This window comes from Haloprofundus salinisoli, from assembly GCF_020097815.1.
GTDB lineage: Archaea > Halobacteriota > Halobacteria > Halobacteriales > Haloferacaceae > Haloprofundus > Haloprofundus salinisoli.
The window spans coordinates 1,635,828-1,649,332 of sequence record NZ_CP083663.1 but is presented as its reverse complement, the minus strand read 5'-3'; the positions used below and the strand labels follow the sequence as shown (position 1 = coordinate 1,649,332).

Here is a 13,505-nt window from a genome sequence, read left to right as displayed (position 1 = left end):
GCGAGCGACCGGTGAGCGCTACGCGAGCGACCGGTGAGCACTCAGCGAGCGTCTCGGCGGAGGCCGGGTTCAGACGCCGAGCGTCTCGAACGCCGCGTCCGTGTCGCCCGCCAACTGCGTCATCAGCTCGCGCGCGTCGGCTTTCGTCTCCGGAGTGACGGCCACACCGACCATCCCCTCGTCGGGTTGGCCGTAGACGACGAGCGAACCCACGGGAGCGACCAGAATCGCGGGAAGCGTCGCCATATCCTCCTCGCCCTCTGTGACGACGACGACGGTGTTCTCGTCGCTCTCGACGGCGTCGCGGAGGGCGGCGAGCAGTTCCTCGGAGAGGGTCGCCGCGGGGTTCTCGACTTCGATGCGCGGGTTGTCGCCCGAGAGGACGCGGCGAATCTCGTCGCCGACTGCTTCGCGCTTCGTCTTCCCGTCGATGACGGCCACGTCGGGGTCGCGGTCGGCGGTCCGGAGGTGGTAGGTGACGACGTCACCGACGGCGACGATCGGGCCCGCAGTTTCGGAGAGCAGTCGCTCGCTGTCGGTGTAGACGGGGCCCAGCGGCTCTTTGAACGCTCCCCGGAGTTCGTCGGGGAGCCGCAACATCAGCGGCTCACCGGACCTTCAGCGCGTAGCCGCCGGGTTCGTCGACGTTCATCTCCCGGGCAATCTCGCTCTCTTCGGGGTGGGCGACGACGACGTACCCCGCCCAGTCCTCGGTGAGACTCGACGACCCGCAGCGGTCACAGCTCTGTGAGTCCGGTTGGTTGATGTAGTGGCACTCGCGGCAGGCGAGGCGGGGTTTGGCCATCAGTTACCCTCCGTCGTGGCCTGTCGTTCCTCTCGCTCGACCTGGAGCCAACCGTGCTTGCCGAGTCCGGGCTGTTTCGCCGTGAGACCGATCTTCGAGTCGCGCGGGTTGCGCTCGTCGATGCTCTTGGTGACGATGCGGACGCGAACGGAGTCGCCGACGCCGAGCGTGTCCGAGGACTCCGTCGAGGCCAACTGCTGGTTCTCGCCGTCGTAGGCGAGATACTCGTCCGAAATCTGCGAGACGTGCAGCAGGCCGTCGACCGGTCCGATACCGACGAACGCGCCGAACTCGACGACCTCGACGACGATCCCGTCGACGACTTCCTGCATGTGCGGGTCGTACGTTATGGCGTCGAACTCCGCCTCGTAGTAGACGCCCGGGCGGTTCGGGAGTACCGAGCCGTCGCCGATGTCTTTCACCTCGGCGATGCTGACGACGCTACCGACGTCCTCGTCCATCCGTCCTTCCAACTTATCCTGTAGCAGACGCTTCACCCGTTCGGGCGTCACGTCGGCGAGGTGCCGCGGGGGCACCTCGACCGTGTCCTTGAGTCGTACCCTCTTGTACATGTTATGGTTCTGTGATACTCAGTGTGTTCCGACCCCTTAAACCGATTACTCGAACGCCGCGTTCGAGCAGGCGGTCGCGCAGGGGGTGGTCGTTCGTGACGACGTACTCACAGTCGCCGCGCGCGCCGAGTTCGACCAGTGCGTCGTCGGCGTACGTCGCCTCGGTCTCGACTGTCCGACAGCGGTCGGCCGCCAGGTCCGCACCGACGCTCGCCGCGACGCTCTCCTCGCCGTTGCCCGCCGAGAGCTTCTCCAACTCGGCGACGACGGTCTCGGGGACGACGAGATCGACGGTCCCGAGACCGAACAGTCGGTCGAGTTCGTCGAAGACGCGGACGTCGAGTTCGACGGGCATCATGAGCGCGTTAGTGTCCATGGCGACGGCGACCATCCGTGGTTATTCGACGAGCGTTCCGATGCCGATGAGTCGCCAGCGCGCGCCGACGCGGCGGTTGATGGCTATCTTCGCGCCGGCGGCCGCGCAGACGGGGCGCTTCAGCGACACCTCGCACTCGCCCTCGCGGGCGCTCGTCACCGCGCCGACGGTCGTCGCCGTGCCGACGGTCAGCATCAGCGGTTCGCCCGTCGAAATCTCGTCGATCTCGTCGTCGCCGCCGACGACGCGTTCGAGCAGGTCGACCTCCATCTCGAACGCCTCGCGGGTCGGCGGGAGGGTGCCGGGCGTCCCGGCGACCTGTCCGGCCAGCGCGTCGCCCTTCGTGAGACTCGGGTCGAGACCGGTGCCGACGCCGAGCAGACCGCCCGGCGTCGCCGTGTCGAGCATCTGGCTGCCCGCCTGCAGCGACCGGACCGTCGTCGAGATGGGTTGCCACTCCGACTGGCCGCCCTCTTCGACCTCGCGGCCGGGGCGCAGCTCGATCTCGTCGTCGACGCTCAGCGTCCCGTCGACGAGGCTACCGCCGACGACGCCGCCGGAGAGGTTATCCCACGTCGTCCCCGGTCGGTTGATGTCGAAACTGCGCGCGACGAACATCCGCGCGTCGTCGTTCGACGAGCGCTCGGGCGTCGGAATCTCGCGCTCGATGGCGTCGATGAGCAGGTCGAGATTGACGCCCTGCTGGGCGCTCACCGGGACGATGGGCGCGTCCTCGGCGACGGTGCCCTCGACGAACTCCTTGATCTGTTCGTAGTTCTCGACCGCGCGGTCGCGGTCGACGAGGTCGACCTTGTTCTGTGCGATGACGACGTTCTCGATGCCGATGATATCGAGCGCCATCAGATGTTCTTCGGTCTGCGCCTGCGGGACGTCCTCGGTGGCGCTCACGACGAGCACCGCCCCGTCCATCAGCGCCGCGCCCGAGAGCATCGTCGCCATCAGCGTCTCGTGGCCGGGTGCGTCGACGAACGACACCGTGCGAATCGGTTCGCTCGGTTCGCCGTTCTCGCACTCCTCTTCGACCGTGTAACACTCCGGTTCGTCCATTCCCGGACAGCGTCGGAACGTCGCGTCGGCGTAGCCCAGACGGATGGAGATACCGCGCTTCATCTCCTCCGAGTGCTGGTCGGTCCACGACCCGCTGAGCGCCTGCACCAGCGTCGTTTTCCCGTGGTCGACGTGGCCGACGAGTCCGATGTTCACCTCCGGTTGTTGTGTTTTCGTCACCATTGACCTCCTAAGAGCAATCTTGCGAAAGATTCGCCCCGTGCGAGTGATAAAGTTGCTGTTCTCACCGCGTCTGACGGTTCGTGACGTGTGAACAAACACCTCGACTTCGGTTTTGAGGGCCTCCGCGCACCGCCGCGCACTGCCGCACACTGCCGCGCAACGCGCCGCAGACGACCGGTCCGCTTTTGCGTCCCCGTCACCTCCCCTCCGCTGTGCAGGAGTTCGGGTTCGAGTTGGCCCTCTGTGCGTCTCTCGAAGAGGCGACCGACTCGCTCGTCGCCCGCCAGCTCGGGGCAGCCGTCGCCTCGCCGGGCAGCCGCATCGTCGACACCGTTCTCGTCGAACCCGGCCCGGGGTTCGCCGCCCGCACGCGAATCACCCCGTACTCCATCCCCGCGCTCGCAATCGAGAGCGACGTAGGCGTCGGCCGCGCGACCTACTGGAAGGACGCCTTCGACTGCCATCCCGAGACGGCCCGCGGCGTTACCGACCGCGCCGTCGAGCTCGGCTTCTTCGAGTCCGAACGCCGCGGGAGCCGACGATACGTCCGCCGGACGACGCGCTACCCCGAAAACTGGTTCTCCCGCTTGGTCGGCATCGAGAACAAGCCCGACCTCTCGCGGCCGGGCGACCTCGAGCGCCAACTCAGGGTCGATGTGAGTCTCGCGCTGTTCGACGAGGTGATTCTCGCCACCGAGAGCTACGTCACCCGCGCGCACCTGAACCGCATCCCCGAGGAGGTCGGCGTCTGGCGCTTCGACCCCGACACCGGCGAGCGTGAAGTCGTCCGCGAGGCAGCAACGTTGCCGGTCGCCGACCCCGGCGTCGAACTGCTCGACGAGCGGCCGCTTCGGACCGACGTGGCCATCGTCGGCACGGGCGAGAAAGCGCGGAAGCGGCGACGCATCGCCGAACGCGCCTACGGCAAGGGGTGGCGAAACTACGAGTTGCCGCCGTGTGCGCGGATGAACCCGACCGACGACGGACGACCCCGCTGCGAACATTTCGGGTGCGTCGTCGATCCCGGCAGCGACTGCGGCGAGTCGTGTCCGGGGTTCGAGGAAAGCGAGGGTTCGGAACTGGAGTTGGACGCGATTCGCGCCGGGCGGTCGTCGTGGGTACGGGAACCGTCGGGCGTCGCGCGACGACAGAGCGGGTTGGACCAGTTCGGATAGTCGACGGCGGACGAGAAATCGGCGGTCAGAGGTCGTACTGCTCGCCGTCCGCCGCCAACGGCTCCTCGAACGCCTCGTCGACGGGGTAGAAGTGCGACGTGTGGACCAACCGGGTCATCTTCGCGTTCAGCTCCTCGGCCATCGAGAGCGCGCCCTCGCGGGTCATGTGTTTGTGACCGAAAGTTCGCGGGACGCCCTCGTCGTCGCGGTGACGGCCGCCCGCCGGGTGGTGCTCGCAGAGCGACGCCGGGACGAGGGCGTCGGCGAGAAACAGGTCCGGGTCGGCGAGCGCCGCCCGGGAGTCCTCGGAGATATCGTAGTTCGTGTCGCCCGACAGCGACAGTTTCGCGTCCGTCTCGGGGTCGGAGACGACGAGGCCGTAGCAGAGCAGCGGCGGATGGTCGACGGGGACGAGCGTCACGTCGAAACCGCAGACGCGAAACGGTTCGAACGGCGTCGCCGCGTGGACGGTGATGCGGTCGAGGTAGTCGAACTTCGAGCGAACCGTCTCGGCGACGCTCTCGCCCGTCTTCGGGTCCGTCTCGTCGGCGGCGTACACCGGAAGGTCGTCGAAGATTCGGTAGGCGTTGCCGAGGCCGTCGAGGTGGTCGAAGTGGATGTGGGTGATGACCATCACGTCGGGCAGCGGCACGTCGTGGGAGAGAAACTGGCTGCGGAAGTCGGGACTGGCGTCGACCAGAAGCGACTCGCCGGTCTGCTCGTTCTCGACGTGGACCGAAAAGCGCGAGCGTTCGACGCCTCGCTCGCGCGCCGTCCGGCAGGTGTCGCAGTCGCACCCGACGGTAGGCGTGCCCGTCGTGTCACCGGTTCCGAGGAGGGTGACGCGCATCAGTGCTGGTGGTCGTGTGCGTGGTCGTGGTCGTGACCGTGGTCGGAGGCGTCCGCCGACCCGGCGTTGCCCGCGATGAGCGAGTCGGAGTCGGGGTCCATCATGTCCATGTTCTTCAGGTTGTCGCGCTCTTCGAAGTCGGCGACGGCGTCGAGGATATCCTCCTGGGTGAGCGACATCCGCTCTTCGGTCAGCGCCTCGAGGACGGCTTCGCGGAGGACGAGCCGGAGGTCGCTGCCGGTGAGGCCCTCGGTCCGGTCGGCGACCGACTCGGGGTCGAACTCCGCGATCTCCATCCGCTGGGTGATGACGCGGAGGATGTCCGCGCGCATCTGCCGGTCGGGTTTGGGGAAGTTGACGATTTCGTCGAAGCGCCGCCACGCCGCCGCGTCGAGCTGGTCGGGGTGGTTCGTCGCCCCGATGAGCAACACGTCGTCGCGGATGAGCGAGATGTCGTCGATGCTCTTCAGCAGCGTGTTGACCGCGCGCTTCAGCGCCGCGTGCTCGTCCGAGCGGCGCGTTTTGGCGACGGAGTCGAACTCGTCGATGAAGAGGATACACGGGGAGAGCCGCTTCGCCACCTCGAACGTCTTCTCGACGTTCTTGGCCGTCTCGCCGAGATACTGCGAGGTGATCATCGAGAGTTTGACCTCGACGAACGGGAGGCCGAGTTCGTGGGCGAGCGCGCGCGAGACCGTCGTCTTGCCGGTCCCGGGTGGGCCGACGAACAGCAGTTTCCCGATCTCGCGTAGGCCGATTTCGGCGAGGTAGTCGCGGTGTTCGATGGCTTTGACGATCTTGCCGATCTCGCCCTCCTGGTCGGCGGTGAGCACGAGGTCGTCGAGCGTCATCTCGATCTCCTCGGGCGCGCGGACGTGGACGAGGTCGAGCATCTCGGCGTCGCCTTCCTCGTCGTCGGTGTCGAAGTACGCTTCCAGGAGGCTGTCGATCCAGACGCGGTCGGCGTGGATGGGGCGGTTCTGCTCGCGGGCTTCCTCTCGCGTCACGTCGATGTCGTCGCGGTCCTCGGCGGCGAACGCCAGCGTCGGATTCGTCACGAGGCGCTCGCGGTCGGCGCGCTTGAGATACCACTCCAGCGCCATCTCCGGTTGGGTGAACGAGAGCGTGCCGGAGAACTCCGTCCGGTCGGTGAACAACAGGTCCGAAACCGCCTCCCAGGGACGTTCGACGCCGGTAGCCGTCCGGGCGTCGGTTTCGGTGACCGAGAGCGGGCGGTCGACGCCGCCGAGCGGTTCGACCTCGGCGGAGTCGGTGTCGGCGGCGTCCCCGTCGCGCTCGGCCCAGAAGACGCGCCGATAGCGCGGCGGGAGGTCGTTCTCGTCCAACTCCCGGTTTTCGTTGTAGACGTGAGCCGTGAGAAGGAATTCGACGACTTCGAGAGCCGGGGTACTCATCCCCGAGAATTAGCTGCCAGAGAATCTTAATACCGTCGAACCCCGCGCGAACGCCCCGCTTTCGAGCGCCGACCGGACGCCCCGCTCCGACATCGGAGCGAGATATGTGTCCGAAAGTTCGTCAAATTATACGATATTATTCGAGTGGAAGGACTATAACATCACTATATTGTATTAATACCGCTCTATTTCGGACAGGTGGTCAGAATTCGTGCGTGAAATTTTCACAGTTCCGCCGACGTTGCGCCGGAGCTGTTCGCCGTCGACGACCGACTCGGGCGTCCAGACTGCGACGACGCGTCAGCCGGTTCCGGATAAACTCGATTTCTCCGGCCCTCGGTTCTCCCACGTTTATCAGGATAGACCCCGGAGGGACAGGTATGCCAACACCAGTCATCGCGGCCGCGCGGCGGACCGCACAGGGTAAAGGCGGCGGCGTCTTCGAGGACGTTCGCAGCGAGGATCTCTCGATTCCGCTCATCGACACCATCCTCGACGAGACGGGGCTCTCCGGCGACGACGTAGACGACCTGATGTGGGGCGTCGCCCAGCAGCGCGGCGAGCAGGACAACAACGTCGCACGCGTCATCGCGCTCCTCTCGGAACTCGGCGAGAACACACCCGCGACGAGCATCAACCGCTGGTGTGCTTCCTCGATGCAGGCAATCATCAGCGCCAGCGACGCCGTCGCCGCGGGCAATCGAGACGTCATCATCGCCGGCGGTGTCGAGAACATGTCTCGCGTGCCGATGGACGGTGACTCCTACCAGCACCTCCACCCGGAGCTCTCCGAGCGCTACAACGTCTTCCAGCTCCAGATGGGGATGACCGCCGAGAAAGTCGCCGAGGAGTACGGCGTCAGCCGCGAGGAGCAGGACGAGTACGCGCTTCGGAGCCACGAGCGCGCCGCGGCGGCGACCGACGAGGGCTACTTCGACGACCAAATAGTGCCCATCGAAACCGAAGACGGCGTCGTCGACGAGGACGAGGGCATCCGCCGCGACACCTCCTTGGAGACGCTCGCAGACCTCTCACCCGCGTTCACCGGCGACGGCACCGTGACGGCGGGCAACTCCTCGCAGATTTCGGACGGGGCGGCGGCGACGCTCGTCACCAGCCGCGAGTTCGCCGAGGACCACGGCCTCGACGTGATGGCCGAAATCGGCACCAACGCCGTCGCGGGCGTCGACCCGACGGTGATGGGTATCGGCCCGGTCCCGGCGACGCGAAACCTCCTCGAACGCAACGGCCGCTCCATCGACGACTACGACCTCGTGGAGCTGAACGAGGCGTTCGCTTCCCAGGCGGTCTACGCGCGCGGCGAACTCGGCGTCGACGACGAGAAGTACAACGTCAACGGCGGCGCAATCGCGCTCGGCCACCCGCTCGGAGCCAGCGGCGCGCGCCTCCCCGTCGCAGTCGTCCACGAGATGATTCGCCGCGACGTCGACCGCGGACTGGCGACGCTCTGCGTCGGTTTCGGCCAGGGCGCGGCCATCGAGTTCTCGCGATAGATCGCGGGAGCGAAGCGGTGCAGTTCGGCGGGCGACTCACGGGTCGCCCGAGACGAAGGAGGGGGCGAGTCGGCTCAGTTGCGATGGGACCCGAGGCTTTTGCAGGTGGATGTGGACGTGCTACGCGGAAATGAGCCAGAAGAAGAAGGCGAGACAGGCTGAAACGACTCGGCGTGAACTACTGCGTACCGCGGGAGTCGGCGTCTTCGGCCTCGCCACGGTGGGTTCGTCCGCCTCCGTCGGGTCCGCACAGACGGTGACGACGACGGCGGCGATTTCGGACGACGCACCGACGTTCAGCGGCTCTGACTACACTGGGCTGTTCGTTCACGTCCGGAGCGTCTCGAACGACCAGAGCGTCTCCAGACTCGACAGCTGTGACTTCTTTAGCGGCGACGACGAGACCATCGTCTACGTCGCGCGCCTCATCGACCGCACCGCCGAAGACCACCCGAGCGAGGAGACGCTGCTCTACGCCGTCGAGGGGACAGACGAACTCGGCGTCGGCAATCTCTACGTGATAAACGGCCAGCAGTCCTGCGGCGGCCCGCTGGTCCAACTCGAACTCGAATCCGTCGGTGCCAGTGCGATAAACGTCTCCAGCGGTGACGGCGGCGGTGCGGGTACCGAGAGCGGTCCCGTCGAGGAGTCGACCACGACGGGCGGTGAGGGGGCCACCGACAGTGCGGAGACGACGGGGTCGACAGAGACGACGACGCCCGGCTTCGGCCCGCTCGCGGGCGCAGCGAGTCTCGGCGGCGCGGCCCTCTGGTTCGGGCGCTCCGCCGACCGCGAGTAGTCGCCGCGTCGCCCCCGTTCGCCCGAACTGAGAGACGTACTACCGTTTATTGGGATGGGGTCGGTCTCTCCTCGTATCAGCATGTCGGAGGCACACGAGACGACGGCGGGCGTGACGCGACGAGAGCTGGTCCGCGCTGCCGCGTCGGGGTCGGGGACGACGGCCGTCGGCCCGGCGTTCGGAGCCGCCACGAACGCCGGGCGGGCGGAGACGGTCACGGCCGAGGCGACCGTCGGTTCGGAGGCGACGAGCGACGACACCGACTCGTCGTTCGAGCGTCGCAGCGCGATGACCGCCGGCGTCGGCACGCTGTCGGCGGTCGTCGGTATCGTCGCGGTGTTGTACGCGTTCGGTCGATGGCTCGGCGGTCGGTGACCGCCGCAGGGCCTCAGTCGTCTGCGGGGGCCGAGTCGGACGAGTCGGCCGCGTCGGGAACGGTCCCGTCGGGGTTCCAGCCTCGGGCCTCGTAGTACTCGTCGAGCGCCGCCTCGAAGTCGGGGAGGTCGTACGGGACCGCGTCGTCGTCGCGGTCGAAGCCGCGGGCGTTGTTGAACGCGCGTTCGAGTTCGACGACGCGTGCACCGACCTCCTGCAACTCGTCGTACGGGGCGTCGAGCAGCGTCGAGAGCCGCTCCGGCGAGAGGAAGTCCCGGGAGAACTTGCAGGCGACGGCGCTGTCGAGCACCGCGTTGTGGTTCTCCTTTTCGACGACCAGCGGCGCTTTCCCGTCGAGGCCGTCGGGGGCGACCGCCTGGTCGCGGGGGACCAGCGGGTACTCCTTGGCGTACACTTCCGCGTACATGTGGTCCGCGCCGCGGTTGGAGGTGGCGAACGCGAGCCCCTGTCCGTTGAGGTGGCGACCGTCGTGAGCGGGGAACTCCATCCCTTTCACGCTCCAGTTCTCGACGCCCAGTTCCTCGTGGACGCGGGCGACGCCCTCCGCGAGCCTGTCGCCGACGCCCTCGCGGTAGGCGATTTGCTCGACGAGTTCGTGGACCAGGTCGGCGTCGCCGAAGGCGTCCTCGCTGGCGAGGTACGCCGAGACGGTGTCGCCGCAGGAGATGGTGTCCATCCCCAGTTCGTCGCACAGTTGGTTCGACTTCATGACGGCGACGAGGTCGGCGACGCCCGCGTTCGCGCCGAACGCCATCACCGTCTCGTACTCCGGCCCCTCAGTTTCGAGTCCGGTCTCCTCGTCGCGCGTCGGCAGTTTGCAGGCGAACGCGCAGGCCGAGCAGGTGCCGCGCTTGTACTTCTTCTCGGCGACGGCGTCGCCGCCGATGGCTTCCGCGCCCTCGAAGGAGAGCTCCGAGAAGTAGCGCGTCGGCAGCGCCCCGACCTGGCTCGCGTACTCGGTCATGCCCGCCGTCCCCGACTTCTTCATCGAGTGGTCGGCGGTGGCCGCCTCGCGGTGGACCTCCGCGGTCACGTCCGCGAGGTCCAGAGTGGATTCCGCGTCGCCGTCGAAGGTGACGAGCTTCACCCCCTTGGACCCGAGCGCCGCGCCGAGGCCGCCGCGGCCGAACGCGCGGTGCTCGGAGGTCATGATGGAAGCGAAGCGGACGCGGTTCTCGCCCGCGGGGCCGACGCAGAGCGTGTGGTCGGAGCCGAACTCTCGGGTCTCCTCGACGTACTCGGTGACCTCGGAGGTCGTCGCCTCGGCGAGTTCCGGGACCGTTTCGAACTCGACACCCTCGTCGGTGACGTGGACGGCGAGCAACTCGTCGCTCGCACCGGTCACCTCGACGGCGGCGTAGCCCGTTGCGACGAAGTTCCGCGAGAGGAACCCACCCGCGTTCGAGGAGAGCAACCCGTCGGTGAGCGGCGAGAGACCCGTCGCGCTCATCCGGCCGGTGAAACTCATCTGCGAGTGCTGCAGCGGACCGGTGGCGAAGAGGACGCTGTTCTCTGGCCCGAACGGGTCGGCGTCCGTCGGGATGCGGTCGGCGGCGAGTTTCGTGCAGACGCCGCGGCCGCCGACGAACGAGTCGAGCACGTCGTCCACGTCGACTTCCTCGGCGGTTCGGTCGCCGACGTCGATGGAGAGGAGTGGTCCCTGTGCGTGGTGCATACGCCCGGTTTCGCGTTCACGCCGATAAACGTTCGTGAACGTCAGCGATCTGAATCGAGCGACGACTCGGAGTTCGGTTCCGCGACGGCGCGCACCGGCGAGCCGTCGACGCCGACGAACGACAGCGGGTAAGCGTGGAGACGGAACTGGCCGGGGAGCTCGGCGTCTCCGAGGCGCAGATTCTCGAAAATCAGTCGGTTGGTGCCCGAGAGCGCCCGGTGCGCCCGGAGGTCGGTGCTTCCGAACGGGTCGGGGCTGGCGCAGTCGAGCGCCACGTCGTAGCCTCGGTCGGCACACCACGTCGCCGCCTCCGGCGGCAACGACGGGTGGTCGTAGTAACGGTCGGTGCCCCAGTGGACGTCCCACCCCGTCCGGAGGACGAGTAGATCACAGTCGGGGGCGGGGTCGGCGGCTTCGAGCGCCGCGATCGACACCGTCGCCCCCGCGTCGAGCGGTCGGAGGTCGACGAGCGCCGCGTCGAGACGGAACCGAGAGACCGGAAACGCCGAGAGCGGGTCGCCGTCTTCGAGGACGTGCGACGGCGCGTCGACGTGGGTGCCGGCGTGGCTGCCGACTCCGATGTCGGTGACGCGATAGCCGTCTGCGGCGTGGGTGGCGTGGGGGTCGAGTCGAACCGGTGGGTCGCCGGGGTAGACGGACGTGTCGGGCGAGAGCGGGTGCGAGAGGTCTTTCACGGGCACCGATTCGGCGACGACGGACAAGAATCGTGACGAGAGCGACCCGGCGAACGAGACGCCCGCCTACCCCCTCTCGGGGTGGACGTACGACATCGCCTCACGCACCGCACCGCGCCGCCCGAGGAGGGTGATGCGGTCGCCCTCGCGCAGCGTGTACTCGGCCGACGGTACTTCCGTCGTCTCGCCGTTGGAGACGAGCGCAATGAGGCAGCCGTCGGGGAGGTCGTCGCCGAGGTCGCGTATCTGCTTGCCGACGAGGTCGGCGGCGGTCACCGCAATCTCTTGGACGTCGCCGCTCTCGCCGAATTCGTCCATCCAGTCCGACAGCGTCGGCCGCTCGATGAAGTTGTCGATGGACTGCGCGGTGGCGACCGTCGACGAGATCGTCTCGACGCCCAGCTCGCGGAACGCGCGCGCGTTGTCGGGGTCGTTTGCGCGGGCGACGATGGTCTCGGGGGCGAACTTCGTCTCCGCCAGCTGCGTGACGAGCAGGTTCACGTCGTCGTCGCCGGTGGCCGCGACGACCACCTTCGCGTTGGCCGCTCCGGCGGCTTCGAGCACCGCCGTGTCGGTAGCGTCGCCTGCGTGGACGGTGAACCCCTCGTTTCGGGCGAGTTCGACGATGTCGGGGTCGTTCTCTATCAGTACGACGTTCTCTCCGCGGGTTTCGAGGCGTTCGGCGAGCGTCCGGCCCACCTTCCCACCTCCGATGACGAGTATGCGCATGGGTATCACATCGAGGTATTCCGCGATTCGGCGGGCGAAACCGCCCTCGAAGACGACGGTGGCGAGGATGACGAGAAAGACGGTGCCGACGAGGGTATGCGCCGCCTGGTCCATCCCCTGCGTCCGGAGTTCGATAGCGAACAGCGTGGCCACGGATGCGGGGATGATGCCGCGCGGGCCGACGAAGCTCATGAACAGTTTCTCGTTGCGGCTGAATCGGTCGCCGGCCGTCGAGACGAACACTAAGAGCGGCCGGAGGACGAGCGCGACGACGACGACGACGACCAACCCGCCGACCCCGAGCTGTCGGAGTTCGTTGAACTCCAACAGGGCCGCGAGCGTGATGAAGACGAACGAGAGGACGACTAGCGTGACGTCGCCTTTGAAGTCGGTCACGTCCTCCTCGTAGGGGATGTCGGCGTTGCCGAGGAGGACGCCCGCCGTCGCCGCGGCGGCGACGCCCGCCTCGGTGGCGATGGTGTCCGCCGTTCCGTAGGCGACGAGCGCGCCCGCGAGGACGAGCAGGCGAGCGTTTCGCGGTGCGCTCGCCGGCGAGAGGTCGATGTACTGCAGCACGTAGTAGAGCACGCCGGCGACGGTGAGCCCCACGAGGACGCCGACACCGAGCCGTTGGGCGAACAGTTCGAGCAGTTCGACAGGTGCGGTGACGCCCGTCCGGATGGCCTCGAAGACGACGATGGCGAGAATCGCCGCCGTCACGTCGTTGACGATGCCCTCCGTCTCCAGCGCCGCCCGGACGCGGTCGCGCGTCGGGACGACTTCGAGAATCGGCGTGATGACCGTCGGTCCGGTGGCGATCAGCAGTGCGCCGATGAGGAAGGCGACCGCCCACGTCGAACCGAGGACGTAGTGGACGGTGACCGAAGTGCCGACGAGCGCGATGAGCGCGCCGACCGTGACGAGACGAACAGTCGCCGCCGGGGCCTGCCGTAGTTTGTCCACGCTGAGGTGAAACGCTCCCTCGAAGACGATGATGGCGACCGAGAGGCCGACGATGGCCGACAGCGCGTCGCCGAATGCGTCCGGCTGCAGAAAGCCGAGTACCTCCGGACCCATCACGATACCGGCGGCGACGAGGAAGACGACGCTCGGCACGCGGTATCGGTCCGAGAGCACCTGCGCGACCACCCCGACGCCGATGATGGCGGCGACGAGCGGGATGAGATCACCTCCTGCTTCGGCCATTAGATCGCCCTCATATCTCTCTGCAGAGGTGACGCTCGGATAAAAAC

At 67.5% G+C, this 13,505-nt stretch carries 14 protein-coding genes; 4 read left to right on the top strand and 10 right to left on the bottom strand.

Annotated elements, in window-relative coordinates; translation table 11 throughout:
- Positions 1–69: 69 nt before the first annotated feature.
- The 5 genes from LAQ73_RS08770 to LAQ73_RS08750 are packed head-to-tail and all read right to left on the bottom strand — an operon-like array spanning position 70 to position 3,004.
- Complete coding sequence (locus LAQ73_RS08770; protein WP_224267908.1) at positions 70–600, bottom strand: GTP-dependent dephospho-CoA kinase family protein; 531 nt, start codon at positions 598–600, stop codon at positions 70–72.
- A 7-nt stretch (positions 601–607) separates the two neighbouring features.
- Positions 608–805: a transcription elongation factor subunit Spt4 gene (gene spt4 / locus LAQ73_RS08765; protein ID WP_224267907.1), complete on the bottom strand. Its 198-nt coding sequence runs from the start codon at positions 803–805 to the stop codon at positions 608–610.
- A complete protein-coding gene (locus tag LAQ73_RS08760; RefSeq protein WP_224267906.1) occupies positions 805–1,377 on the bottom strand; it encodes a DNA-directed RNA polymerase in 573 nt (190 codons plus the stop codon). The genes spt4 and LAQ73_RS08760 overlap by 1 nt, the downstream gene beginning before the upstream one ends.
- Before the next feature lies 1 nt (position 1,378).
- Entirely contained in the window at positions 1,379–1,753 is a 375-nt protein-coding gene (locus LAQ73_RS08755; RefSeq protein WP_224267905.1) for a PIN domain-containing protein, read from the bottom strand.
- Positions 1,754–1,774: 21 nt separating this feature from the next.
- Positions 1,775–3,004: a translation initiation factor IF-2 subunit gamma gene (locus tag LAQ73_RS08750; protein ID WP_224267904.1), complete on the bottom strand. Its 1,230-nt coding sequence runs from the start codon at positions 3,002–3,004 to the stop codon at positions 1,775–1,777.
- A 212-nt stretch (positions 3,005–3,216) separates the two neighbouring features.
- Here LAQ73_RS08750 and LAQ73_RS08745 point away from each other — a divergent pair, with 212 nt between their 5' ends.
- Positions 3,217–4,179: a DUF5787 family protein gene (locus LAQ73_RS08745; RefSeq protein ID WP_224267903.1), complete on the top strand. Its 963-nt coding sequence runs from the start codon at positions 3,217–3,219 to the stop codon at positions 4,177–4,179.
- 25 nt (positions 4,180–4,204) lie between these two features.
- On the opposite strand, the gene LAQ73_RS08740 is transcribed toward LAQ73_RS08745, so the two are convergent.
- Both LAQ73_RS08740 and LAQ73_RS08735 read right to left on the bottom strand, forming a co-directional pair.
- Positions 4,205–5,029 carry an MBL fold metallo-hydrolase gene (locus LAQ73_RS08740; RefSeq protein ID WP_224267902.1) on the bottom strand — a complete coding sequence of 275 codons (825 nt, stop codon included), beginning with the start codon at positions 5,027–5,029 and terminating at the stop codon, positions 4,205–4,207.
- Positions 5,029–6,444 carry an ATP-binding protein gene (locus LAQ73_RS08735; RefSeq protein ID WP_224267901.1) on the bottom strand — a complete coding sequence of 472 codons (1,416 nt, stop codon included), beginning with the start codon at positions 6,442–6,444 and terminating at the stop codon, positions 5,029–5,031. The genes LAQ73_RS08740 and LAQ73_RS08735 overlap by 1 nt, the downstream gene beginning before the upstream one ends.
- Before the next feature lie 380 nt (positions 6,445–6,824).
- Between LAQ73_RS08735 and LAQ73_RS08730 the strand changes: the two genes are divergently transcribed.
- From LAQ73_RS08730 to LAQ73_RS08720, 3 genes are all read left to right on the top strand, one after another.
- The gene (locus tag LAQ73_RS08730; RefSeq protein WP_224267900.1) at positions 6,825–7,958 is read left to right on the top strand and encodes a thiolase family protein; all 1,134 of its coding nucleotides are present in this window, start codon (positions 6,825–6,827) and stop codon (positions 7,956–7,958) included.
- 130 nt (positions 7,959–8,088) lie between these two features.
- Positions 8,089–8,757 (top strand): hypothetical protein, encoded by a 669-nt coding sequence (locus LAQ73_RS08725; RefSeq protein WP_224267899.1) that lies wholly within the window; start codon positions 8,089–8,091, stop codon positions 8,755–8,757.
- 81 nt (positions 8,758–8,838) lie between these two features.
- Complete coding sequence (locus LAQ73_RS08720; protein ID WP_224267898.1) at positions 8,839–9,132, top strand: hypothetical protein; 294 nt, start codon at positions 8,839–8,841, stop codon at positions 9,130–9,132.
- Positions 9,133–9,145: 13 nt separating this feature from the next.
- On the opposite strand, the gene LAQ73_RS08715 is transcribed toward LAQ73_RS08720, so the two are convergent.
- From LAQ73_RS08715 to LAQ73_RS08705, 3 genes are all read right to left on the bottom strand, one after another.
- Positions 9,146–10,828, bottom strand: coding sequence for an aldehyde ferredoxin oxidoreductase family protein (locus LAQ73_RS08715; protein WP_224267897.1), 1,683 nt, complete (start codon positions 10,826–10,828; stop codon positions 9,146–9,148).
- A gap of 41 nt (positions 10,829–10,869) precedes the next feature.
- Positions 10,870–11,523 (bottom strand): cyclase family protein, encoded by a 654-nt coding sequence (locus tag LAQ73_RS08710; protein ID WP_224267896.1) that lies wholly within the window; start codon positions 11,521–11,523, stop codon positions 10,870–10,872.
- Positions 11,524–11,589: 66 nt separating this feature from the next.
- Entirely contained in the window at positions 11,590–13,458 is a 1,869-nt protein-coding gene (locus LAQ73_RS08705; protein WP_224267895.1) for a cation:proton antiporter domain-containing protein, read from the bottom strand.
- Positions 13,459–13,505 lie beyond the last annotated feature (47 nt).